This is a genomic window from Paenirhizobium naphthalenivorans (assembly GCF_007992095.1).
GTDB classification, from domain to species: domain Bacteria; phylum Pseudomonadota; class Alphaproteobacteria; order Rhizobiales; family Rhizobiaceae; genus Allorhizobium; species Allorhizobium naphthalenivorans.
Window position 1 is genome coordinate 112,283 of the sequence record NZ_BJZP01000008.1, and the last position, 21,662, is coordinate 133,944.

Genomic DNA, 21,662 nt, shown 5'->3' on the forward strand with positions numbered 1-21,662 from the left:
AAGACCATGATAATTTCCAATTGTATTTAATGCATTTTTCGATAGGAAAATCAGATCATGATTACCATCCGTCAAATGCGCTATTTCGAGGCGCTCGCCACCACATTGCATTTCGGTCGAGCCGCCGAGATGGTGCATATCAGTCAGCCGGCGTTGTCCGCCCAAATCATGGAAATGGAGAAGCATCTCGGCGTGCAGCTTGTGGAGCGCACCCGTGCCAGCACGCTGCTGACCGACAAGGGCCAGGACGTGCTGAACCATGCGCGCGCGGTTCTTGCCGCCGTGGATCGTCTGGAGGAAGCCGCCCGGCGCTCGTCAGGAACCCTGGAGGGCCTGTTACGGCTCGGCATCATTCCGACGGTCGCGCCCTATCTCGTGCCGAAAATAGTGCCGTATCTCCGACGCGAGCATCCGCTGATCGAGATCGAGCTGAAGGAGGCGGTGACCGACCGACTGGTGGCAGACCTGGCCGAGGGACGGCTCGACGCCATTATCGCGGCGATCCCGGTCGAAGCAGAAAACGTGGTGGCTAGGCGCCTGTTCATCGATCGCTTTTATATGGCGACAAGCGCCAACGACAGCGATGTCCTGCTCTCGCCCATGACTGAGACCGAAGTCGACCCCGACCGCCTGCTTCTTCTCGAGGAGGGCCATTGCCTGCGCGACCAGGCGCTTGCGGTCTGCAAGTCGGCGAACAAGCGCAGCCTCGTCAATTTCGGCGCCACCTCAATGACCACGCTTCTACAGATGGTCTCCAACGACATGGGCATGACGCTTATCCCGGAATTGGCGATCGAGACGGAAACTGCGCGTACCCCGATCCGTATCGTTCCCTTTGCCGACCCTGCGCCATCACGCGAGATCGGCCTCGTCTGGCGCCGTTCCAGTCCGCGCCGGGCCGACATGGAGGCGCTGGCGGAGGCGATCATCGCCAGCCGGGATCAGTCCGTTCGCCAACCGTGACAATGTAATGCCGGGCAATGAAGAGGGCCAACGGTGACCCAGAACGTCGCCTACGAATGACACAAAGGTAGTGGGTCCAGCCCACCACCTTTGTCATGTGCCACTTGCTATCGCAGGATCAGGCCAGATCGAGGACGATACGACCGTCGATCTTGCCCTCTTCCATGCGGTGGAAGATGTCGTTGATGTTCTCGATCTTATCCCAAGAGAAGTGCGTGACGACCTTGCCCTCGCCGGCGAACACCAGTGATTCCTCAAGATCTTGGCGCGTGCCGACGATCGAGCCTCGTACGGTGATGCGCTTCAGCACAGTTTCAAAGACCGGCAGCGAGATGAAACCCGGCGGCAGACCGACGAGCGCCATTGTGCCCTTGGAACGCAGGAAGCCATAGGCCTGTTCCATCGCCTTCGGCGAAACGGCGGTGACGAGTGCGCCATGCACGCCGCCCGTTGCCTTCTGCACCTGCTCGATGGCGTCCGTGGCTGTACCATCGACGACGACATCGGCGCCGAGCTCCTTGGCGAGTTTCAGCTTGTCCTCGTGAATATCCGCCGCCACCACATGCATGCCCATGGCCTTGGCATACTGCACGGCCATGTGACCAAGGCCGCCAATACCAGAGATGACGACCCACTCGCCAGGCCGCACTTCGGTTTCCTTCAGCCCCTTGTAGACGGTCACGCCAGCGCAGAGCACCGGAGCTGCCCGACCGAACTCCAGATTATCCGGAAGGCGGCCGACGAAATCCGGATCGGCAAGCCCATACTGGGCAAAGGTGCCATTGACGGAATAGCCGGTGTTCTGCTGGCTGCCGCAGAGCGTTTCCCAGCCGGTGCGGCAGGGCGAGCAATAGCCGCAGGCGGTATGCAGCCATGGAACGCCGACACGGTCGCCTTCCTTGATGCGAGAGACACCCGTGCCAAGCTTGGCAACATAGCCGACACCCTCATGACCCGGAATAAACGGCGGGCTGGGTTTGACCGGCCAATCACCATTAGCGGCATGCAGGTCTGTGTGGCAAACACCAGTGGCCTCGTATTTAACGAGGATCTGGCCCGGACCCGGCTCCGGAATCGGCCATTCCTCAATCGTGAGCGGCTTACCGAATTCCCGGACGACGGCAGCTTTCATCATATCGGCCATGCTGATCTCCTCTCCTGCTCCCTAAGACGTAGAATGACCGGCAAAACTCATGGACAGCCGGTTTCGCGACCAAGATACACGCAAAAGGCGAAATTGGCTTGACGCACATCAATTCTGAAAACGCTATACGTCGGTGGGCGTCGCGTTATTGCGACAGTATGGCCTCCCTTGCGAAGCGGATCAGCCGCCTCTTGTCCAGCAGAACGCAGCTTGCCGCCGAGACGGCAGAGGACGTCAGTTACCGCTTCGACGCGCCCTTGCCGAAGAACGCCAGCCTGACGACGAGGATAGACGAGACCGAGACCAGGATGAGCTTGACGCGGGTAATCCACGGCAGGATGTCCGGCAGGTTCCGGGCCAGCCAATCGCCCGGTGTGGCCGGTGGGAAATAAATGAGGAAGCCGACGTTCTCTGTGTAGTCGACAAGGCCATAGGCAAGCGGGAGGAGACAGAGGAGCCGCACGTGGCGCATCTCGAGCCTGCGGCCGTAAAGCACGGCACCGGGGGCAAATCCCCGCATGAGCAGGCTGAGAGCGAGGGTCACGGCAAGCGGCAGGACCAGATCGGGACCGAGATACATGAACCGCAGCAGGTCACGCGCCTCCGCCCGCGCCGGATCGGAAAGCGCCGTCGCCATGGCGACGACCGACTCCGCATCGTAGCCAGACAGACGGACGTCAAGGAAGCTGCCTGCCCCGCTGAGCCTCTGGAACTCCGGGTCGAGGCCAAATTTCATCCAGGCCAAGAGGCCGGCACAAAGGGCGAGCAGCAATGCGATCATCTTACCAATCCCCTTGCTGCTCGCCGCCATCAATCTACCCTCATGCACCGCCCGGATAGTTCGGGCTTTCCCGGGTGATGGTCACGCCATGCGGATGGCTTTCGCGCAGGCCTGCGCCGGAAATGCGCACGAAGGTCGCCTTTTCCTGGAAATCCTTGATGTCCTTGCCGCCGACGTAACCCATGGCAGCCTTCAGGCCGCCGGCGAGCTGATGCAGGACGGCCGAGACCGGTCCCTTGTAGGGAACCTGGCCCTCGATGCCTTCCGGCACGAGCTTGAGCGTGTCGCGGACTTCCGCCTGGAAATAGCGGTCCGCCGAACCGCGCGCCATGGCGCCGACCGAACCCATGCCGCGATAGGCTTTGAAGGAACGCCCCTGATAGAGGTAAACTTCGCCGGGGCTTTCGTCCGTGCCGGCGAGCAGCGAGCCGACCATGACGGCCGATGCGCCGGCTGCAATGGCCTTGGCCACGTCGCCGGAAAATTTCAGGCCTCCGTCCGCGATGATCGGGATGCCGTGCTTGTTGGCTTCCTCGACCGCCGCCATGACGGCTGCGAGCTGCGGAACGCCGACGCCTGCGACGATGCGGGTGGTGCAGATGGAGCCCGGACCGATACCGACCTTGATGCAATCGGCACCGTAATCGATCAGCGCACGGGTGCCTTCACCGGTTGCCACGTTGCCGGCGATAATGCGGACAGCGTTTGACATCTTCTTCACTTCGGCAACCGCGTCGAGCACCTTTTGGCTGTGACCGTGAGCGGTATCGACGACAATGACGTCGACGCCGGCGTCGATCAGGCGCTCGGCCCGCTCACGCCCGTCGTCGCCGGTGGAGATGGCAGCGGCAACCCGCAGGCGACCCTGGGCATCCTTGGCGGCATTCGGGTTGAGCTGCGACTTCTCGATGTCCTTGACGGTGATCAGGCCGACACAACGGCCCGCATCATCGACAACCAGCAGCTTTTCGATGCGGTGCGAGTGCAGGAGGCGCTTGGCCTCACTCTGCTCTACGCCGTCCCTGACCGTGATCAGGTTCTCGTGGGTCATCAACTCATGGATCTTCTGCGACGGATCGGAGGCAAAGCGCACGTCACGATTGGTCAGGATACCGACGAGGCGACCCGGCCGTCCGCCGTTCTCGACGACCGGGATGCCGGAGATGCCGTGCGACTTCATCAGCGAGAGCGCTTCGGCAAGTGTCGCGTCCGGGCCAATGGTGACCGGATTGACCACCATACCGCTCTCGAACTTCTTAACCTGCCGGACTTCTTCGGCCTGCTCGGTCGGGGTGAGGTTGCGGTGGATGACGCCCATACCGCCTGACTGCGCCATGGCGATGGCCAGACGGCTCTCGGTGACGGTATCCATGGCGGAAGAGAGGATCGGCAGGGAAAGATCAATATCCTTGGCGATACGGGTGGAGATATTGGTCTGCCCCGGCATGATCTCCGAATGCCCCGGCTGAAGCAAGACGTCGTCAAAGGTAAGCGCTTCCACGCCGGTTGCCGAAACTACGATCCGTGCCATTGCCAATTTCCTTCAGTTGAATAGGCAGAATCCTCCGGAAAAGGGAAAGTCCCCGGATGCTCCTGCATGAAATGCTTGGAAGTTGGCGAGGGCAGGTAACACGTTCATGACAGGAAGGGAATAGAAAAACGCGCACCGGCAGGCCCAGGAGGCGAATAATGGTGCGATGCGCAAAACTTTACGCATTCTCTGCACGAAATCTGAATACCGGCAAGTTAAAAGCCTTACATGACCTTCACGAAGAGAGGTCAACAACAAGAAAACGGGGCTTAAAATGAATTCTCTGAAGCAACGCGCCGATGCCTTTGAAAGCCAATACGCACGCCAGCAGGAACTTCTCTTCAAGGTGAAAGCCCGCCGCAACGCTCTGGTCGGCCGCTGGGCCGCCGCCGCCATGGGCAGAACGGATGCCGAAGGCTACGCCCGCGATCTCGCAAGCGGCCAAGCCAACGAGCCGCACCGCCTGCTGGAGCGGCTGCGTCAGGACTTCGAGGCTGCCGGCGTTTCGGTCAAGGACAGCGAGATCGAGGCACGGATGACTGAACTGCTCGACCAGGCTACGGAAGATCTCTACCGCCGCGCCTGACCACCGCGCCTTTGGCCGGCCCGAAGGGGCCGGCGCACGATCTCAAATGTCGAACTGGTAGCTCTTGGGCACATAGCGATAGCCGGTATCGACCTTCTCGACATAGCCAACGGCCGGGAACGGCATATGATAGCCAAGGAAGGCCAGCCTGTCGGTGGAGATCATGTCGAACACCCGCCTGCGGGTCGCGGCGGCTGCGGTCTTGTCCATGTCGAACTTTACTTCCCATTCCGGCTTTTGCAGCGACAGCACGAAATGGTTCGCCGTGTCGGCGGCCAGAACCAGCTGACGTCCCTCCGATTCCAGCCGATAGATCATATGGCCCGGAGAATGGCCGAAGGCGGCCATGCCCGTGATGCCGCTGACGACGTCCCCGCCGTCGACGATGAAGGTCATCTTGTCCGCCAGTGGTTTCACTTTGGCAAGAACGCCCTTGTGTCCGCCCTCGGCAGGCGTTCCGGCGCGAGCCGGGTCGACCCAGAAATCGTATTCCACCTGGCCCGTCACATAGCGGGCATTCGGGAAGGCCGGTTGGCCGCCCTCCATCAGCCCGCCGATGTGGTCGCCGTGCATGTGGGTGAGCACGACGATCGACACGTCCTCGCGCGTGTAGCCGGCAGCGGTTAGCCCTTCCACCAGCCGGCCGAGACCGTTGGCGCGACCGCCCTCGCCCATCCCGGTATCGAACAAGATGACGTCCGAGCCGGTATTGACCAGCACGGGGGCAAAGCTGTTCACGAAATTGTCGGGCGGCAGGAAGTTGGCCTGCAGAAGCTCGCCCACGGCGTCCGGCGTCTGGTCGATGCCAAAGATCGCCTGGGGTTTGCCAGAGGCACGCGCGCCATCCTTGACCACCACGACCTCGAAGTTTCCGACCTTGAAGCGGTGGGTTTCCGGTGGCATAGCATGGTCGATGTCCATGGCGCTATCGGCAGCCTGCGCCACAGCGGCGCGGGTCATGATCAGCGGCGAGGCAAGCGCCAGGCCCGCTCCACCCAAAAGAACGCGTCTGTTGATTTCGACCATCTTCATCTCCTCTTGTTCGGCCCGCTGTATCCGCATTTCGCGAACATCCGGCGTTTCAAATAGAAGCAAGCACAACAAGGGAAAGCCGCTTCACCAAGACGTGATCCACGAAGCTGAAGCCAGGGCGCGCGGGGTTGGCAGATAGCACGCGAACCGCTAAGTCGAGCGCTTGGACTTGCCCACCACGCACCGATGCCAATTCAGCCCCGCGATCTCCAGATGAACCGCATAGTCCCGCTCATTCTCGCCGTGGCCCTGTTCATGGAACAGATGGATTCAACCGTGATCGCGACGGCGCTGCCGGCAATCGCAGCCGATCTCGGCGTCGGGCCGATCACACTGAAGCTGGCATTGACCTCCTACATGGTGGCGCTCGCCATCTTCATCCCGGTGAGCGGCTGGATGGCCGACCGACACGGGGCAAAGAAGATCTTCCGCATCGCCATCCTCGTGTTCGTCATCGGATCAATCCTCTGTGCCGTAGCCAGCTCGCTCCCCGCCTTTGTCGCAGCGCGTTTCCTGCAAGGTATGGGCGGCGCGATGATGACGCCGGTCGGACGACTCGTGCTGCTGCGCACCACCAAGCGCAGCGAACTGGTCTCGGCCATGGCGCTTCTGACCATTCCGGCGCTGGTCGGCCCACTCACTGGCCCTCCGGTCGGCGGCTTCATCACCACCTATTTCAGCTGGCACTGGATCTTCCTGATCAATGCTCCGATCGGCATCGTCGGCATCTGGCTGGCGACGCTCTACCTGCCCGCCGTTGCGCCGATCGAGACCCCGCCAATCGACCTCAAGGGATTCGTGTTGAGCGGTCTTGCCGCCTCCGGCGTGGTGTTCGGTCTGTCGGTGATCAGCCTGCCGGCCCTGCCTATCGAAGTCGGGATCGGCACCACGGTGATCGGATTGATCGCCACCGCCCTCTACGTGCGTCATGCCCGGCGCCACGACGCGCCGCTGCTTGCCCTTGGCCTGTTTGGCGACGTCGCCTTCCGCGTTTCCGCGCTCAGCGGTTCGATCTTCCGCATCGCCACAGGAGCCGTGCCCTTCCTCATGCCCCTGATGCTACAGCTCGGCTTCGGCATGAACCCGTTTGAATCCGGACTCGTCACCTTCATCGGCGCACTCGGCGCGATCACCACAAAGTTCATGGCCAAACGTGTTTTTGCCGCAGCCGGATTCCGCAAGGTCCTCACTGTCGCCGCAACGGCCGGCGCGGCAACCACCGCCGCCAACGCCTTTTTCACGGCGGCAACCCCGATCGTTGTCGTCATGGGTTTCCTGCTTTTCGCCGGCTTTTGCCGCTCGTTCTTCTTCACCGGCATCAACACGCTCGCCTATTCCGAGATCGACGACCGGCAGGTGAGCCAGGCGACCTCAATGAGCTCTGTCTTGCAGCAGATCAGTCTGGCACTTGGGGTAGCCGTCGCCGCAGCGATCCTTGAAGCAGCGACCGCGATCCATGGCCGGGCGCTGTCGCTCTCCGACTTCCACATCGCCTTCGGCGTGGTGGCGGCCTTGTCGCTGCTCGCGGTCTTGCCGATCCTCAGACTGACGCGCGAAACGGGCGCGGCCGTCTCTGGCCATCGCCTGGCCAGCGCTGAAGACGAGGTCGCCACCGAAGTCACGGTGAAGTAAGCGAAAGCTGCGCCTTACCTTACTCGCTGCCGACGCGGCCCTCAGTCTCACTCACGGCGCTCTGCTCTGCCGCGTCGACCAAAATCGCCGGCTTGCGCCCTTTGAAGCTCTTGGCCAGCAGGAACATCTCGACCGATTCGGCGCGCGACGAACTCGGCTTGATGTGCACGACCTGACGGAAGTTCTGCTTCAGCAGGTTGAGCAGGTCCTTCTCCGTACCGCCCTGGAAGGTCTTGGCCAGAAAATGCCCGCCTTCGGCCAGAACCTCGATGGCGAAATGAGCCGCGACTTCGCACAGATGCATGGTACGCAGATGGTCGGTCTTCTGATGACCGGTGGTCGGGGCCGCCATGTCGGAAATCACCACATCCGGCGTACCGCCGACCGCTTCGATCAGCAGGCGCGGGGCCTCCGGATCGAGGAAGTCGAGTTGCAGGATCTTCACTCCCGGAAGCTGCGTCATCTCGAGGAAGTCGATCGCCGCGACGCGGATGTCGTCATCGGTCGAACCGGTGACATTGGCGGCGATCTGCGACCAACTGCCGGGTGCCGCGCCAAGGTCGATGATGCGCCGGGCACCTTTCAGGATCTGGTGCTTCTCGTCGATCTCGAGCAGCTTGAAGGCGGCGCGCGCGCGATAGCCCTCGAGCTTCGCCCGCTGCACATAGGGGTCGTTGATATGGCGTTCGATCCAGCGTCGCGACGACGCCTTCAGCTTACCTTTCTTGACCTTCTGGCCGAGCTTGCGGCCGGTACGATTGCCTCCGATCGGTGGCTTGGTCATGGCGTTAACGCTCCCTGTCGTGCGACGGCCTGCGGCGATTGCGCCGCCAGACCCCATCGTCGGCCATCATGTCAGTCAGCAATCCCTCGCGCAGCCCCCGGTCGGCAACCCGCATGCGGTTCGAAGGCCAGCGGCGGCGGATCGCCTCGAGGATCGCACAGCCGGCAAGAACCAGATCGGCGCGGTCCGGGCCGATGCACGGATTGCCAGCCCGGCCAGCATAATCCCAGGACAGAAGCTTCGCCTGCATGGCGGAGACCTCATCATCCGAAAGCCAGAGCCCATCGACCCTGCGGCGATCATAGCGCGGCAGGTCGAGATGGACACCGGCCAGCGTCGTGACCGTGCCCGAGGTGCCGATCAGATGAAAGTTCTCCGGCGGGCGACCGGTGTTGTCAGTGAGCGGCGGGCAGTCGAAACGAGCCAGCATGGCCTCGACCTCCTGCGTCATCGCCTCGAAGATCTCGGGCGTCACATGCTGGCCACCATGGCGTTCCGACAATGTGACGACGCCGACCGGCAGCGACGTCCAGTGGGTGATGTGATTGGCAAGCCGGCTTGAACGGTTCTCACCGATCGAGATCACAGCGATTTCCGACGATCCGCCGCCGATGTCGAACAGCACGACGGAACGGGCTTCCCGGCCTACCAAAGACGAGCAACCAGAGACGGCAAGCCTCGCCTCTGTCTCGCGGTTGATGATCTCCAGTTCCAGGCCGGTCTCGACCAGAACGCGAGAGAGGAATTCCTCGCCATTCTCGGCGGCGCGGCATGCCTCGGTGGCGATCAGCCGCATGCGGCGGATGTCTCGCCCGGCAAGCTTGGCGGCGCAGACCTTGAGCGCCTCGACGGCACGATCCATGGCCTCGGCCGAGAGGCGGCCATGGGTGCCGAGACCCTCGCCGAGCCTGACGATGCGCGAAAATGCGTCGACAACGCGGAACTGGCCCGGACGGGTCGGCTGGGCGATCAGCAGGCGGCAATTGTTGGTGCCGAGGTCGAGCGCGGCATAGAGATCGTCCGGCCAAGGCTCGGAGCCGGGCGAACGGAAACGCTCAACCGTTGCGCTGCGGCGCGGGCCCTGCGCATGATGGGTATTGTGCCCGGAGGCGACCGGAGCGATTGCGGGCGTCGACTTTGTCGCCTGCACCGGAGCCGCAGGCGTCAGCGGCCGACCTTGCGGACCGCGCCCGCCGCGATTGCGTCGACGCTTGCGTCCGGGCTTGCCGACGCCGGCAGACGCATTGGCGGCACCTGCCGACAATGGTTGGCTCACGGCGGAGGAAACACTCTCGGGCGGGGTCGAGGGCGACTGCGGCGCACGCTTTCGCCGTCGACGCTTGCGCTTGCGGGCCGGTCCTTCGGCGTCTTCGATTTCAGGACGTCGCGACGCGCGTGGCTCTGTCACCACCGCCTCCAAAGCTGGAACAGCAACGCCCGTATCTTTCGGAACGCCTTTTCCAGCCTTGCCGCGCCGGCGGGATCCACCGCCCTTGCGCTTTCCCGTCGACGCCCCCTCGCTTGACGGCTTGGAGCCGCGATCGGGGTCTGTCACTGAACTTTTCCGTTGCACCGCGCAAGGCCCTCAAAGGCATGCCGCTGGCGCCATTTTCGATTTTCGTTGAAAAAAGAATATCAGCGACGGGCGTTTTAGCCAAACTGTTTTTCCGCCGTCCCACCAATCCCGCCCGAACTTCTCCCGGACCCTATCCCTCTGGTCGCCCCACGCCCTCACAAGCGAGACGTTGTGCGGCTGCAAAGAGCCTCTCCACAGGCACGTCATTTTTTTTCGCAACAGGTATTTGCAAGTCGCCGGCTTTTGTTTATAAGCCCGCCTCACCGACGGGTCACACGCAAGTGTCACCCACTGCTGGGGAATAGTTCAACGGTAGAACGACGGACTCTGACTCCGTTAATCTTGGTTCGAATCCAGGTTCCCCAGCCAATCTCCGCAGAATTTCTTGCAAGCTAGCGGAACACCGGAAAAACTCTCAATAATTCAAACGCTTGTGCTGCGGCCAAGTTTTGGCAGACAGCAAAAGGCCGCGGAACGCTGCCATCTTGAGCCTTGAGTCTGCCCTCGCCATTTCCAGATTTGCAGTTTGAGAATGCCGCATCGGACGCGGATTGTAGAGCGTCGAATCTGAGGAGCAGCGCGGCTCACAGCGTCGTAATGATTTGCCGCTGGGCGAGCCAATCCGGTGGCATCGGATTGTTCGACAACCATTTGGTGGTCAAGCCCATCGGCTGGTCACCAGTTACGATCGATTGGACGATGGTTGGCGCCAGGAAGGCCAGGTCGATGATCTGCATCACCCGGCGCGTGGAAAGGTTTTCGGTTTTGGCGATCTCTTCGAAGCTTTGACCCTGCTTGATAGCATCGTAATATTGCTGCGCCTTGGCGACGTTGCGGATCAGAACTTCGTCGCGGGATTTCACGGGTCCGGCACCAATGATCAGTTTTGTTTCCACACCCCGCTTCCGGTATTGGAAACCTGTGGTGAAGGTCAGAGCATCCGGGTTGATCCAGTCAAGATGCACTTCAAGCATCTCAGCGATCCATTGGTCGATCAGCACCACATCGATCTTGCCCTGAGTAATCGTCGCTCGATCGATAGATTTCAACAGCGCTGGCAGATGGTGTTCGGTGTCGGATGCCATTGTCTCAAGCCGACGCTGCACCTGTTCCATCTCACCCACCGACGGGGAAACAGACAGGTCAATCGGAAGGCGATCGATGAGGTGCCGCACAATGGCATTGCTAAGCTGGCTTTCCAGCATCGGCGCCGGAAGCCGCCATCCCCGATCCATTGTCGCTTCATCCTGTTTCTTTCCGCTAATCAGACGGTTGGAGATGTAATAGCGCAGACGCGCGCCATTCTTGTTGGAATGACTCGGTGTGAAGCGGTCGCCGGTGTCGTCGATCAGTTTTCCGGCCAAGGGCGAGATCTTGGCACAATTGCTGACACCGCGTTGACGGGCCGCCGATGCCGCAAGCTGTTCCTGCACCAGATCCCACGTCGCAGAATCGATGATCGCCGGGTGGTTTCCTTCGTGGGTTTGAGCGCGGTGACGAATGCGCCCGGCATATACCGGGTTGGTCAGGATGTAATAGATATTGGTAGCCCCGAATGGCGCCGGGCCGATGACTGACGGCGCGGCGCCGTCTTCAGCGTCTTGGTATACACCCGAGCCATCAGGCCGACCTCGACCTCCCTTGGCGTTGCCTTTTCTGCCATTGCTATACTTCTTCGCCCCCAATCTCGGACGGCCTTTGGTGCGCAAGCCAAGGTCACTGGCTGCCTGCCGCACCTCATAGATCGACCCGAGTTGCAGGTAGAGGTCGAAGATGCGCCTCACCGTCTCAGCCTCGTCCTCGACGATCTTCAACGAGCGGCCATCCGGTTCGTAGCCAAGCGGCACCTGACCACCCATCCAGAGCCCCTTCCGCTTCGAGGCAGCGATCTTATCGCGGATACGTTCCGCCGTGACTTCCCGCTCGAACTGCGCAAAGGATAGCAGGACGTTCAGAGTAAGCCGTCCCATGCTGGTTGCCGTGTTGAAGGATTGGGTGACCGAGACGAATGAGGCATTGGCCTTATCCAGGCGCTCCACCAGTTTGGCGAAGTCCGCCAGCGACCTCGTCAGCCGATCAATCTTGTAAACGACGATCTGGTCGACCACCCCGGAGTCGATGTCTTTCAGCAGGCGCTTCAGCCCCGCCCGCTCCAGGGTACCACCGGAGATGCCCCCGTCATCGTAATACTCTGGCACCAGTACCCAACCCTCATGCTTCTGGCTGGCGATATAGGATGCGCAGGCCTCCCGCTGCGCATCGAGTGAGTTGAACTCCTGGCCTAATCCCTCCTCCGAAGATTTCCTGGTGTAGATGGCGCAGCGGACGATCTTCATGTTCTGGCCAGCCCGAAGAACCGAGGCCCCGACCAGATCGTGCCGGTGATCTTCTGAGCGATCGCCGAAAGCGACCCATAGGCCTTGCCGTCCATTACAAAACCATTCTCCGTCACCTCTACCCTGTAGGGTCGGCCGTTCCACTCGCGCACAAGATAGGTGCCTGGCCGCAGCGTCACGGGAGATGGCACTGCCTTTGAAGCATCCTTTGGCTTTCCCGTTTCGACCTCCTTCAAAATCGACCTGAGGACATGTCGAACCGCTTTCGAATGGCCGCCATAGATCTTGACCTGCGCCTCGAATGCAAACGCGCGGCGCATGAATTCCACCGACACGTAACGCGGAGGCTCGTGACCAAATTGCTTACGCCAGTGCTTGAGGCAGGCCTCACGTTCGAGAGCCTCAAACTTGGTCATAGGAGCAGACGTGACAGGCACCGTCGCGACTATGTTCACGATGCCACCTCCTCCGGCGCAGTCACACCGGTTTGCATCGGCGTCATCAGCCGATAGACCGCTTCACCCGTTTTCGGCGATTTGGATGCCAGGATCTGATGGCCCTGCTTGCGCAATCCCGACAGTGCTGCCCGCACCGTATGCGGCTGCCAGCCAAGCCGCTCAACCAGGATCGTAATGCGCACGCCATCAGGCTTTGATATCATCGCAGCGAGCTGATCTTTCTTGGATTTCTTGCCGGCGCGCGCCTGACTACCGGCCTTCGTCGTCACTGGCTTTGCGAACGACTTCGGTGACGTTGCCACGGTGGCCTCAGAAGTGGTCTGGTCTATCGATGATGTCATCTTGGTCTCCACGCGGTTGGACCCGGATATCGGGCCTTGCACCGCGTGAAGCCCGACGCTCGGGCTCGGGCATCCGCCGACCAGTGGCTCGCCTCAATGCACTACTGCTTCCTTGCCAACGGAAGTCCAGTCGCAAAGCGACGGGTCAAAATTGTTCGCTAACAATGATCGCCTTGAACAGTTTTCGCCGACAGGGGCGGACATAAAGAAATAATTCCACAGCCAATTCTTTTTCACACGTATTTTTCAATGACTTATCGGCGGGTCGGCCTCACTGCGCGCGCCAACATATCGCTCTGCGACGCCTGACTAGGTATCATTCATTTTGACACCACATATCGCCCCTGTAGCGCCGTTTAAGCATGCCCGCCAGTTGAGCACCGGCACGCCCTAGAACGCGCGTTATGGTCGTATTGGCCCAAGTGAAGAATGGGAATCCCCCGATGGCTGAGGCTTGAGAGCTTCGGGCTGCCGTCGTCTCAGCCCTTCTTCATCCGTGCCAACAGCGCCAGCGCCTCTTCAAAGCTTAGGTTCTCGCCGGTTGTGGGGTCGAGATAACGCGGGTGGAGGAGATAGGCGGCGGCAAAGATTTGCTCCACAGTCAGGCGACGGGTGCGGCGCGAGCAGGTCTCGCGATCATCGGTTGCGCCCCAGCCAGCATAGAAAGGCATGCCGAAACAGGTGACGGGTATGCCGCGGATCAACGCCTCTAGGCCGGACAGTGACGTCATGGTGTAAACGCGGTCGACCGTCTCGAAGGCATCGGCAAGCGCAACGTCCTCGCCGAGCACCAGACAGATGTCACGCACTTCGTCGGGACTGGATTGCACCGGCTTCTTGCGAATACCTCTCAACACTTCCGGATGAGGCTTGTAGATAACCTGTGCATCCGGGTTTTCCCTGACAACGGCGCGCACAAGATCATTGTTGGTCATCTGCCGGGTCATGCCCTTGATCATAGACATGTCGCCTTCGACCTGACCGACCACCAGGATGCGCGGTGTACGCTTGGGGCCATATAGCGCCTCAATGTCGGTATCCTGGCCGCTGTTGTATTTGCTCAGTCGCGACGCGATGAGGGCCGCAATGCCGGCCCGCGCGCGCTCCATCAGGCCGGCGTCGGCGACGAAATCGTAGGTCTGAAGCAGATGTTCCAGATCGCTTTCCACGGTTGCATCGAAATAAAGCGCTCTTTCCGCAAAACAAAGCGACAGCGGCGGCACATGCATCGCACCGAGCTGGACCGAGCGCAGAAAGCCGTCTTCCACCCGGACCAGCGGAACAGCAAAAAGGCGGCAGAAGATCTCGACCACGCGCGGCGACTTGTAGCTCCAGACATAGATCTGCGACCGCCGGTCGCGAAGAATACGTGGGATCTTGCGTACAAAGGAGGCAAGGGTTTTCGGCCCCGTGGAGAGGCGGATCACCTGATGATCTGGAAACCATTGGTCCATAAAAGTTTTCCACGAGATGAAGCCGACGAGGAATATCGGCGGCTTCAGGCTTTGCGCCTCGCCCGCCGCAGGAACGCCTGCCGTGCCGCCGCAGGGCCCCATCTCGGAGACCATCGTGTCGGCGGGGACCCCGGGGGGGGCGGGGGCGGCCAGGGGAGTCTTCATCGCGGTTCCAGTCTTCTTGCATTCCCCTGCCTGCGGACAGCAGGGACGATTCGGCGGCGAAAATGCCGTATGGCGGCGCGGGGGTCAAATCGACGGGGCCCCGAGACCTCCTGCATGCAGAATCTCTGCAGATGGCATGCGGCCATTATAAGGCTTGACGAAGGATGATTGTTCCGGGGAAGACTGGTCGCCATTTCTTTCACGCCCCTTCGCCACAAGCAAGACCCAGACCAGGACCGATGCGATGACAACCTATCCCGTTCTCCGTTTCCATGGTGCCGCCGGCACAGTGACCGGATCCTGTTTCCTCATCGATCTAGGCCAAGCGAAGGTACTGGTCGATTGTGGCATGTTCCAGGGCTCCAAGAGCGAGAAGGAACTGAACTATCGCGAGTTCCCCTTCGTCGCCTCCGAGATCGACGCGGTCATCCTGACCCATGCGCATATCGATCATTCCGGCCTCTTGCCGAAACTCGCCAAGGCCGGCTTCGAGGGACCGATTTTTGCTACGCGCGGCACCGTCGATCTGTGCTCCGTCATGCTGCCGGATTCGGCCCATATCCAGGAGAGCGAAGTCAACCAACTCAACCGTCGCAACCAGCGTCGCGGCCGCGACACGGTCGAGCCAATCTATGATGCGGCGGATGCCGCCCGGGCCGTGACGATGATGCGCTCCGTACCGCTGAAGAGCTGGCAGCAGGCGGCGCCCGGTCTGCGTTTCCGCTTCTGGAACGCCGGTCACCTGCTCGGGTCGGCCTCGGTCGAGATGGAGATAAAAACCCGCGACAAGATGCTGCGCCTGCTTTTCTCCGGCGACCTTGGCCCGAGCCATAAGCTGCTGCAATACGACCCGGAGGCGCCGCAGGATTTCGACTACGTGATCTGCGAGAGCACCTATGGCGACACCGACCGCGAAATCGTCGACGAGCGCACCAGGCGCCATGCGCTGGAGGCCGAGGTGCGCAAGGCGGCCAATCCGAACGGTGCGCTGCTGATCCCATCGTTTGCCGTCGAGCGGACCCAGGAACTGCTGGCCGACCTCGTCCAACTGATGCGTAGCGGAGCGATCGAGACTTGCCCGATCCTGATCGATTCGCCGCTCGCCACCCGTGCCAGCGAGATTTTTCGCCGCCATGCGCGCGAACTGGAAAACGGCAAGCTGCTCGCAGAGGCGATGGAGGCGCATAATGTGCGCTTCACCGAGAGCGTCGAGCAGTCGAAAGCGATCGACAACATGCGCGGGTTCCACATCGTCATTGCCGCCTCCGGCATGTGCGAGGCGGGGCGCATCCGCCACAGACTGAAAAACTGGTTGTGGCGGGAAGAGGCAACGGTGCTTCTGGTCGGATACCAGGCCGCCGGCACGCTCGGCAGGATCCTTCAGGAGGGAGCCTCGACCGTGCGCATCCAGGGTGACGAGATTACGGTGCGGGCCCGCATCCGCGAACTCGACATTTATAGTGGCCATGCCGATGGCCGAGAGCTGACCGAATGGGTGAAAAAGCGTTTGCCGATCCATGCCGGCACTTTCCTTGTCCACGGCGAAGAGGAAGCCCTCGCGGCCTTCGGCCAACGCCTGTCCGCGTTCCTGCCGGCCGAACGAATCCTCGTGCCGCGCATCGATTCAACCTTCGAGCTAGGCGCCGACGGGGCGATCGACAAATCCGAAACGAAGCCGCCACGCATCGATCCGGCGCGCCCCGGTCACCGCGACTGGCACAACGACCTGCAATCGCTGGTGCTTGATCTGCAGCAGGAGCTTGCCAAGGCCGGCGATGACAAGGCTCGCGGCGTCATCCTGCGCCGGCTCCGGCGCGCCCTCGAGGAATAGCGCGCAGAACGGCAAGGCGGCTCAATTACTCGGCATCGGCCGAGTGAGAACGAAAGCCGCGCAGGCGACGAGGATCACGCCAACGAGCAGTTTCAGCCAGAGCTGCGGCGGGCCGACGAACCAGACGAGCAGATAGCTTGCCGACATCAGTGATACCGAGGCCACCTTGGCCTTGCGGGAGATCGCCCCTTCCCTACGCCAGTCGAGCAGCGGCTGGCCGTAACGAGGGTGATCGATCAGCCATCGCTCGAAACGCGGCGAGGAGCGTGCAAACAGCGCTGCGGCGAGTATCATGAAGGGCGTTGTCGGCAGCACCGGCAAAAAGACGCCGACCACGCCGATGCCGACCATCAGCCAACCACCCGCCAGCATCAACATGCGCATTGCGTTCCTCCGTCACCTCCCGCGCCATGAATCTCGGGCGGTCGCTGGACGATACTTGATTTGATATGGCGAGAAAACAATGCAGCCGAGCGCGGCGACGCTGCGGCATTAGACCACGCCGTTTCCCTGCCCCCAACAACATCGCAAAACGGAAAGGCGCGGCGCGTATTGGTAGCATGCGACCGATGCGCTTCAGCCACAGGCAGAAAAAGCCTGAGACTGCCGCGGCACACCTCCCACATTTCTGCAACGCCCGTAGGGAAATCGGCAATTGCGGTATTTTTTCGTTTGCACAACAAGGAACGCGATTGCATGGTCCGGGTCTCATTATCCATACGGAATTCAGGGAACATGACTGCAGATACCATCGTGCTCGGCGCCGGCATTATCGGCGTTTCCACTGCCATTCATCTGGCGCGTCGTGGACGTTCGGTGGTGCTGGTCGATCGCCGTGGCGCGGGCGAGGAAACCTCCTTCGGCAATGCCGGCCTGATCCAGCGCGAGGGCGTCGTACCCTATGGTTTCCCCCAGGATCTCGGCCTGATCCTGCGCTACGGGCTCAACAACCGGATCGACGCCCACTATCACATCCGGGCAATGGCGAAGCTGGTGCCGTTCCTGTCACGCTACTGGTGGAACTCCAACAAGGCGCGTCACGAGGCCATTGCGCGTGCCTATGCGCCGTTGATCGAGAACTCGGTCAGCGAACACAAGGACCTGATCGAAGCCGCCGGTGCCGGCAACCTGATCCGCAAGGATGGCTGGGTCGAGGCCTTCCGCAGCGATTCCGTGCGTGACACCGAATTTGCCGAGGCCGACCGCCTTACCCGCGAATACGGCATCAACTACACCCGTCTCGACAAGGCCGAACTCGCCAAAGCCGAGCCGCACCTGAGCCGCGATTTCGTCGGCGGTCTGAAATGGAACGACCCTTGGTCGGTGCTCGACCCGCATGGACTGACCGCGGCTTACCTCAAGTATTTCGAGAGCCTCGGCGGGCGTTTCGTCATGGGCGATGCTACCACGCTCGCGCCGCGCCCCAGCGGGGCCGGATGGCAGGTGAAGACCGATGAGGGCATCGTCGAAGGCAAGGACGTCGTCGTCGCGCTCGGCCCCTGGTCCGAGGAAATCACCCGCAAACTCGGCTACAAGTTCGTGCTCGGCGTCAAGCGCGGCTACCACATGCATTACGCCCCCGCCGGAAATGCCACGCTGAACAACTGGCTGATGGACAAGGAGCGCGGCTATTTCCTCGCGCCGATGAACAAGGGCATTCGCCTGACCACCGGTGCGGAGTTCGCGTTCCGCGACGCACCGAAGTCGCCGGTTCAGGTCGAACGCGCCGAACGGGTAGCGCGCACCATCTTCCCGCTCGCTGGGCGGCTTGATGCAGAACCGTGGATGGGCGCGCGCCCCTGCACGACGGACATGATGCCGATCGTCGGCAAGGCGCCGCGCCACCAGGGCGTCTGGCTTGCCTTCGGTCACGCACACCATGGCCTGACACTTGGCCCGGTCACGGGCCGCTTGATCGCCGAGGCTATAACCGGAGAAAAGCCTTTCCTCGACATGTCGGCCTATCGCGCAGAACGCTTCAATCCGTAAGCACTGTCAAAGGACCTAACTCACGGCTTAAAATCCTATGCCCCCCTCCTCGGCATGGAGCCCGGACACCGCAAAAAAGGAAAATCTCGCACCAGGATTGGCCGAAAAAGGCACCGCGTGCCGCGACAGGCTGGAAATGCCGGTATTTTGCTGGTATGGTTATTTTGGTCAACCGACCAAATATCCGTCTCTGCAGACGGAGGACCGGACAACAAGCGGCGCACATGATGCGCCACCGGTCGAGGGGTTAGCAGGCACTGGCAAGGTTATGATACGTTTTTTGATCTATAACGCGAAGTCGGCACACCGTTAGCGGTGCACCCTTGTGTGCGCGTCTTCTCAACGCCTCCAGATCCGATCGACGTATCTTTTTTCCTTTTTACGGTGCCTCATGGACATTGATAGTTACGCACGAAACTTTTTTGCCGAAAATCCCGATATCGAAGTGCTCGAAGCCTTCGTCATCGATGTCAACGGCGTGCCGCGCGGCAAGTGGATCCCGCGCGAACGGGCGCTGGACGTCCTGACCAAAGGCATGGCGATCCCGCGCTCGGTCTATGCGCTCGATGTCTGGGGCCGCGACGTGAATGCGGCAGGTCTGGCGGAAGGCACGGGCGATCCAGACGGCATTTGCTACCCGGTGTGGGGAACGCTGTCGCGTGTCACCTGGCTGTCACGTCCCACGGCACAGGTTCTCCTGGCGATGAAAAACACGGATGGCACCGGCTTCTACGCCGATCCGCGAAATGTGCTGGCCGCCGTGCTGGAACGCTACAAGAAGCTGAAGCTGACGCCGGTCGTCGCCACGGAACTCGAATTCTATCTGATCGACCCGGTCCGCTCGGCGCTCGACCCGGTGCGTCCGCCGAATACGCGCGACGGCCGTTGGCATACCGGCCAGACGCAGGTGCTGTCGATTTCGGAACTGCAGGACTTCGAGGCCGTGTTCTACGGCATCGCCTCGGCGGCCCGCGCTCAGAATGTGCCAGCCGACACGACGCTGCGCGAAAACGGCCCCGGCCAGTACGAAATCAATCTCAACCACGTGCCGGACGCTCTGGCCGCCGCCGACTATGCGGTTCTCCTGAAGCGTATCGTCAAGGGCGTCGCGCGCAGCAACGATCTCGATGCGACCTTCATGGCCAAGCCCTATGGCATGCAGGCCGGCAGTGGCATGCATGTGCATTTCTCCGTCCTCGATGAGGACGGGAAGAACATTTATGTCGGCGAAGACGGTCCCTCGGAACGCCTGATGCACTCGGTCGGAGGGCTGTTGGAAGCCATGGGCGAGAGCATGGCAATCTTCGCGCCGCACCAGAACTCCTATCGCCGGCTCACGCCTTCGGAACACGCGCCGACCTATGCCTCGTGGGGCTTTGACAACCGCTCGGCAGCGGTGCGTGTCATCACCGCGCCGAAGGCGGCAACCCGCATCGAGCACCGCGTCGCCGGCGCCGATACCAATCCCTATCTGGTGATCGCAATGATCCTTTCCGCGGCCCTTGCCGGTATGAAGGAGAAGACTTCGCCCGGCGGAGCCATCTCCGGCGACGACCATGCCGTCAGCCACGAACCGCTGCCGACCAATTGGGACTACGCGCTTCAGCGCTTCGCCAAGTCGAGCTTTGCCTATGCGGCGCTCGGCCCGCAGTATCGCAGCCTTTACGCAGCCTGCAAGCATCAGGAACTGTCGGAATTCGCGCTGCGCGTAACCGATGTCGAATACGACGCCTATATCCGGACCGTGTGAGAGGAAAGCCACGATGAACACGTCAGCCACCAATCCCGGCCATGCACCTTCATGGTATGCAGCCTCCGCAAACGACAAGTCGGTGCGCCCGAGCCTCAAGGGTGAGCGTACCGCCGACGTCTGCGTGATCGGCGCCGGTTTCACCGGCATTTCGGCCGCCCTGCAACTCGCCGAAAACGGCTATTCCGTCATCGTGCTTGAAGGTGAGCGGGTCGGCTTTGGTGCCTCGGGCCGGAATGGCGGCCAGATTGTCAACGGCTACAGCCGCGACCTCGAAACGATCGCTCGGCGCTACGGTCAGCAAAATGCCGTCGAACTCGGAAAAATGTCGCTGGAAGGCGGGCAGATCATCCGCGAGCGCGTCGCCAAATACAACATCGCCTGCGATCTCGTCGACGGCGGCTTCTTCGCCGCTTTCACGGACAAGCAGATCCGCGAAATGGCGCATGTGAAGGCCCATTGGGAAAAGCACGGCCATACGGGCCTGGAAATGGTCTCCAAGGCCGAAGTCGGCAAATATGTGAAGGCTGATCGCTATGTCGGCGGCATGATCGACAAGCTCGGCGGCCATATCCATCCGCTGAACCTGGTGCTCGGCGAGGCCGCAGCGGTCGAAAGCCTTGGCGGCGAGATCTTCGAAAACTCCCGCGTCACCGGCGTCGACATGGGCGCCAACCCAGTTGTCCGCACGGCACAGGGCTCCGTCACCGCCAAATACGTTCTGGTATGCGGCAATGCCTATCTCGGCTCGCTACTGCCGAGGATCACCGACAAGATGATGCCGGTCTCGTCGCAGGTCATGGCGACCGAACCGCTCGACGCCAAGCTGATCGAGGAGCTGCTGCCGGCCAATTATTGTGTCGAGGATGCCAATTACGTGCTCGATTACTACCGTCGCACGGCCGACAACCGCCTGCTCTATGGCGGCGGCATTGGTTACGGTGGCCAGGATCCGGCCAATCTCACCGGCGTTATCCGACCGAACATGCTGAAGACCTTCCCACAGCTCGAAAACACCAAGATCGATTTCGCCTGGAGCGGCAATTTCGCTCTGACGCTGACGCGCATTCCGCACATGGGCAAGCTGGCCGACAACGTATTTTTCTCGCATGGCGACAGCGGCCATGGCGTGACCACGACACATCTGCTCGGAAAGATCCTCGGTGAGGCGGTCGCCGGCCACGCCGGCCGCTACGACGTCTGGTCGTCGCTGACCGCATTGCCCTTCCCCGGCGGTAAGACCTTCCGCGTGCCGCTCACCATGCTCGGCGCATGGTGGTACGGCATGCGCGATAAGCTCGGTGTTTGA

At 61.4% G+C, this 21,662-nt stretch carries 18 protein-coding genes and 1 tRNA gene; 8 read left to right on the forward strand and 11 right to left on the reverse strand.

The annotated features are described in order from the left end of the window. Positions 1-57: 57 nt before the first annotated feature. Positions 58-963 (forward strand): hydrogen peroxide-inducible genes activator, encoded by a 906-nt coding sequence (locus tag RNA01_RS10415; protein WP_147180134.1) that lies wholly within the window; start codon positions 58-60, stop codon positions 961-963. A gap of 118 nt (positions 964-1,081) precedes the next feature. Here the strand turns inward: RNA01_RS10415 and adhP are convergent, their stop codons facing one another. From adhP to guaB, 3 genes are all read right to left on the reverse strand, one after another. After that, positions 1,082-2,107 (reverse strand): alcohol dehydrogenase AdhP, encoded by a 1,026-nt coding sequence (gene adhP, locus RNA01_RS10420; RefSeq protein WP_147180135.1) that lies wholly within the window; start codon positions 2,105-2,107, stop codon positions 1,082-1,084. 238 nt (positions 2,108-2,345) lie between these two features. Beyond that, the gene (locus RNA01_RS10425) at positions 2,346-2,918 is read right to left on the reverse strand and encodes a hypothetical protein (RefSeq protein ID WP_147180136.1); all 573 of its coding nucleotides are present in this window, start codon (positions 2,916-2,918) and stop codon (positions 2,346-2,348) included. Positions 2,919-2,928: 10 nt separating this feature from the next. Continuing rightward, the gene (gene guaB / locus RNA01_RS10430) at positions 2,929-4,419 is read right to left on the reverse strand and encodes an IMP dehydrogenase (protein ID WP_147180137.1); all 1,491 of its coding nucleotides are present in this window, start codon (positions 4,417-4,419) and stop codon (positions 2,929-2,931) included. Between the two features lie 274 nt (positions 4,420-4,693). Between guaB and RNA01_RS10435 the strand changes: the two genes are divergently transcribed. Continuing rightward, on the forward strand, positions 4,694-5,005 hold the full coding sequence (locus RNA01_RS10435) for an ATPase inhibitor subunit zeta (protein WP_147180138.1): 312 nt from the start codon (positions 4,694-4,696) through the stop codon (positions 5,003-5,005). 42 nt (positions 5,006-5,047) lie between these two features. Here RNA01_RS10435 and RNA01_RS10440 read toward each other — a convergent pair whose 3' ends face one another. Then, positions 5,048-6,037 (reverse strand): MBL fold metallo-hydrolase, encoded by a 990-nt coding sequence (locus tag RNA01_RS10440; protein WP_170253417.1) that lies wholly within the window; start codon positions 6,035-6,037, stop codon positions 5,048-5,050. Positions 6,038-6,250: 213 nt separating this feature from the next. Between RNA01_RS10440 and RNA01_RS10445 the strand changes: the two genes are divergently transcribed. Beyond that, positions 6,251-7,669: a DHA2 family efflux MFS transporter permease subunit gene (locus RNA01_RS10445; protein ID WP_147180140.1), complete on the forward strand. Its 1,419-nt coding sequence runs from the start codon at positions 6,251-6,253 to the stop codon at positions 7,667-7,669. 19 nt (positions 7,670-7,688) lie between these two features. Here RNA01_RS10445 and RNA01_RS10450 read toward each other — a convergent pair whose 3' ends face one another. Next, positions 7,689-8,453, reverse strand: coding sequence for an RlmE family RNA methyltransferase (locus RNA01_RS10450; protein ID WP_147180141.1), 765 nt, complete (start codon positions 8,451-8,453; stop codon positions 7,689-7,691). Between the two features lie 4 nt (positions 8,454-8,457). Beyond that, on the reverse strand, positions 8,458-10,008 hold the full coding sequence (locus RNA01_RS10455) for a Ppx/GppA phosphatase family protein (RefSeq protein ID WP_147180142.1): 1,551 nt from the start codon (positions 10,006-10,008) through the stop codon (positions 8,458-8,460). A 316-nt stretch (positions 10,009-10,324) separates the two neighbouring features. Between RNA01_RS10455 and RNA01_RS10460 the strand changes: the two genes are divergently transcribed. After that, positions 10,325-10,398 (forward strand) — tRNA-Gln (locus RNA01_RS10460). A gap of 215 nt (positions 10,399-10,613) precedes the next feature. Here the strand turns inward: RNA01_RS10460 and RNA01_RS10465 are convergent. From RNA01_RS10465 to RNA01_RS10480, 4 genes are all read right to left on the reverse strand, one after another. After that, positions 10,614-12,365: a recombinase family protein gene (locus tag RNA01_RS10465; RefSeq protein ID WP_147180143.1), complete on the reverse strand. Its 1,752-nt coding sequence runs from the start codon at positions 12,363-12,365 to the stop codon at positions 10,614-10,616. Further along, positions 12,362-12,820, reverse strand: coding sequence for a DUF2924 domain-containing protein (locus tag RNA01_RS10470; protein ID WP_235916563.1), 459 nt, complete (start codon positions 12,818-12,820; stop codon positions 12,362-12,364). The genes RNA01_RS10465 and RNA01_RS10470 overlap by 4 nt, the downstream gene beginning before the upstream one ends. Further along, complete coding sequence (locus RNA01_RS10475) at positions 12,817-13,164, reverse strand: DUF3489 domain-containing protein (RefSeq protein ID WP_147180144.1); 348 nt, start codon at positions 13,162-13,164, stop codon at positions 12,817-12,819. The genes RNA01_RS10470 and RNA01_RS10475 overlap by 4 nt, the downstream gene beginning before the upstream one ends. 479 nt (positions 13,165-13,643) lie before the next feature. Next, positions 13,644-14,783 carry a capsular polysaccharide export protein, LipB/KpsS family gene (locus RNA01_RS10480; protein WP_235916564.1) on the reverse strand — a complete coding sequence of 380 codons (1,140 nt, stop codon included), beginning with the start codon at positions 14,781-14,783 and terminating at the stop codon, positions 13,644-13,646. A gap of 244 nt (positions 14,784-15,027) precedes the next feature. Between RNA01_RS10480 and RNA01_RS10485 the strand changes: the two genes are divergently transcribed. Then, positions 15,028-16,614 (forward strand): MBL fold metallo-hydrolase RNA specificity domain-containing protein, encoded by a 1,587-nt coding sequence (locus RNA01_RS10485; RefSeq protein WP_147180145.1) that lies wholly within the window; start codon positions 15,028-15,030, stop codon positions 16,612-16,614. 21 nt (positions 16,615-16,635) lie between these two features. On the opposite strand, the gene RNA01_RS10490 is transcribed toward RNA01_RS10485, so the two are convergent. Continuing rightward, positions 16,636-16,998, reverse strand: a complete 363-nt coding sequence (locus tag RNA01_RS10490; RefSeq protein ID WP_147180146.1) for a YbaN family protein — start codon at positions 16,996-16,998, stop codon at positions 16,636-16,638. A 351-nt stretch (positions 16,999-17,349) separates the two neighbouring features. Between RNA01_RS10490 and RNA01_RS10495 the strand changes: the two genes are divergently transcribed. From RNA01_RS10495 to RNA01_RS10505, 3 genes are all read left to right on the forward strand, one after another. Then, positions 17,350-18,603: an NAD(P)/FAD-dependent oxidoreductase gene (locus tag RNA01_RS10495; protein ID WP_147180147.1), complete on the forward strand. Its 1,254-nt coding sequence runs from the start codon at positions 17,350-17,352 to the stop codon at positions 18,601-18,603. 391 nt (positions 18,604-18,994) lie between these two features. Then, the gene (locus RNA01_RS10500; RefSeq protein ID WP_147180148.1) at positions 18,995-20,353 is read left to right on the forward strand and encodes a glutamine synthetase family protein; all 1,359 of its coding nucleotides are present in this window, start codon (positions 18,995-18,997) and stop codon (positions 20,351-20,353) included. 13 nt (positions 20,354-20,366) lie between these two features. Next, positions 20,367-21,662: an NAD(P)/FAD-dependent oxidoreductase gene (locus RNA01_RS10505; RefSeq protein WP_170253411.1), complete on the forward strand. Its 1,296-nt coding sequence runs from the start codon at positions 20,367-20,369 to the stop codon at positions 21,660-21,662.

Coding starts and splice junctions, on each gene's coding strand:
- RNA01_RS10415 (WP_147180134.1), top strand. CDS start 58: ATGATTACCATCCGTCAAATGCGCTATTTCGAGGCGCTCGCCACCACA.
- adhP (WP_147180135.1), bottom strand. CDS start 2,107: ATGGCCGATATGATGAAAGCTGCCGTCGTCCGGGAATTCGGTAAGCCG.
- RNA01_RS10425 (WP_147180136.1), bottom strand. CDS start 2,918: ATGGCGGCGAGCAGCAAGGGGATTGGTAAGATGATCGCATTGCTGCTC.
- guaB (WP_147180137.1), bottom strand. CDS start 4,419: ATGGCACGGATCGTAGTTTCGGCAACCGGCGTGGAAGCGCTTACCTTT.
- RNA01_RS10435 (WP_147180138.1), top strand. CDS start 4,694: ATGAATTCTCTGAAGCAACGCGCCGATGCCTTTGAAAGCCAATACGCA.
- RNA01_RS10440 (WP_170253417.1), bottom strand. CDS start 6,037: ATGAAGATGGTCGAAATCAACAGACGCGTTCTTTTGGGTGGAGCGGGC.
- RNA01_RS10445 (WP_147180140.1), top strand. CDS start 6,251: ATGAACCGCATAGTCCCGCTCATTCTCGCCGTGGCCCTGTTCATGGAA.
- RNA01_RS10450 (WP_147180141.1), bottom strand. CDS start 8,453: ATGACCAAGCCACCGATCGGAGGCAATCGTACCGGCCGCAAGCTCGGC.
- RNA01_RS10465 (WP_147180143.1), bottom strand. CDS start 12,365: ATGAAGATCGTCCGCTGCGCCATCTACACCAGGAAATCTTCGGAGGAG.
- RNA01_RS10475 (WP_147180144.1), bottom strand. CDS start 13,164: ATGACATCATCGATAGACCAGACCACTTCTGAGGCCACCGTGGCAACG.
- RNA01_RS10480 (WP_235916564.1), bottom strand. CDS start 14,783: ATGAAGACTCCCCTGGCCGCCCCCGCCCCCCCCGGGGTCCCCGCCGAC.
- RNA01_RS10485 (WP_147180145.1), top strand. CDS start 15,028: ATGACAACCTATCCCGTTCTCCGTTTCCATGGTGCCGCCGGCACAGTG.
- RNA01_RS10490 (WP_147180146.1), bottom strand. CDS start 16,998: ATGCGCATGTTGATGCTGGCGGGTGGTTGGCTGATGGTCGGCATCGGC.
- RNA01_RS10495 (WP_147180147.1), top strand. CDS start 17,350: ATGACTGCAGATACCATCGTGCTCGGCGCCGGCATTATCGGCGTTTCC.
- RNA01_RS10500 (WP_147180148.1), top strand. CDS start 18,995: ATGGACATTGATAGTTACGCACGAAACTTTTTTGCCGAAAATCCCGAT.
- RNA01_RS10505 (WP_170253411.1), top strand. CDS start 20,367: ATGAACACGTCAGCCACCAATCCCGGCCATGCACCTTCATGGTATGCA.